The 1,325-nt window shown below is 68.8% G+C and carries 2 protein-coding genes; both read left to right on the forward strand.

Going from position 1 to position 1,325, the window contains the following annotated elements; genetic code table 11:
- The first annotated feature begins 42 nt into the window (after positions 1-42).
- Complete coding sequence (locus tag ACFFR3_RS50195) at positions 43-879, forward strand: IS5 family transposase (protein WP_345394603.1); 837 nt, start codon at positions 43-45, stop codon at positions 877-879.
- Complete coding sequence (locus ACFFR3_RS50200) at positions 876-1,307, forward strand: hypothetical protein (RefSeq protein WP_364386094.1); 432 nt, start codon at positions 876-878, stop codon at positions 1,305-1,307. Before ACFFR3_RS50195 ends, ACFFR3_RS50200 begins: the two co-directional genes overlap by 4 nt.
- Positions 1,308-1,325 lie beyond the last annotated feature (18 nt).

The following is a 1,325-nucleotide window of genomic DNA, read 5'->3' on the forward strand; positions in this document are numbered from 1 at the left end:
GTTATGCCTGCCTGGTAGGCGTGGGTGTGCTGGGATGACGGCGTGAGTGAGCGCAAGCCCTACGCGAGCGACTTATCCGACGAGCGGTGGGCCCTGATCGAGCCGGTCATCACGGCCTGGAAGGCCGCGCACCCCTCGGTCAGCGGCCACCAGGGCAGATACGAGATGCGGGAGATCGTCAACGCCCTGCTGTACCAGAGCCGCACCGGCTGCCAGTGGAGCATGCTGCCCCACGACCTGCCACCTCGTAGCGCAGTGGTCTACTACTACACCGCCTGGCGCAGGGACGGCATCGACAAGACCATCCATGACCTGCTGCGGTTTCAGGTCCGGGAGAAGGCGGGGCGATTAGCCGACCCGAGCCTGGTGGTGCTCGACACCCAAAGCGTGCGTGCCGCGGCCGGGGTGCCCGCCACCACCACCGGCCGGGACGCGGCCAAGAAGGTCCCCGGGCGCAAGCGCGGGCTGGCCACCGATGTGCTGGGCCTGGTCATCGCCGTGGTGGTCGCGGCAGCCTCGATGCACGACAACGCCATCGGCAAGGTGCTGCTGGACCGGGTCGCCGCCGCCACCCCGCCCGGCAGCGTCCAGACGGCCCTGGCCGATCAAGGCTTCAAGAGCAGCGTGGTCGCCCACGGCGCCACCCGCGGCATCGACGTGCAGATCGTCGAGCGTAACCCCGCCGGGACCGGATTCGTCCCCCAGCCCAAGCGGTGGGTGGTGGAGCAGACCTACGGCACGATGTCCCTGCACCGCCGCCTGGTACGCGACTACGAACACCACCCGGCCAGCTCCGAATCACGGGTGTACTGGGCGATGACCGATGTGATGACCCGCCGGCTGACCGGCACCTCCGCCCCTACCTGGCGCGACACGTGAGCAGGCACCCCGATCCCGGAACCTGGCTGCTGGAACGGATCGACGCCCGCGAGAAGGCGCTGACCGGACAGGCCGAGCAGATGCGTGCCCAGATCGACGAACTAGCCGCCCGCCTGCGTGACCTCGACCAGGACATCGAGCACCTGAAGATCACCCGCAAGACCCTGCTCGCCCTCGCCGAGGAGCCCGACCCAGCGCCCCCGCCGCAACCGACTCCCGGACTCCCCGACCACCCCGCCTACCAGCAGATCCTCACCATCCTGGCGGACACCGGACAACCCATGCGCGCTCGCGACCTCTGCCTGGCCCTAGACCTGCCCCTGGCGCGAAAGAACGTCGAGAACACCCGAGCCAAGCTCAAACGCCTGGTCAACCTCGGCATCCTCACCGAGACCGAGCCAGGATTGTTCACTCAACCACGCCCGTAACCCCGAGCTCCCCGCATC

The organism is Nonomuraea salmonea, assembly GCF_042428605.1.
Classification (GTDB): domain Bacteria; phylum Actinomycetota; class Actinomycetes; order Streptosporangiales; family Streptosporangiaceae; genus Nonomuraea; species Nonomuraea salmonea.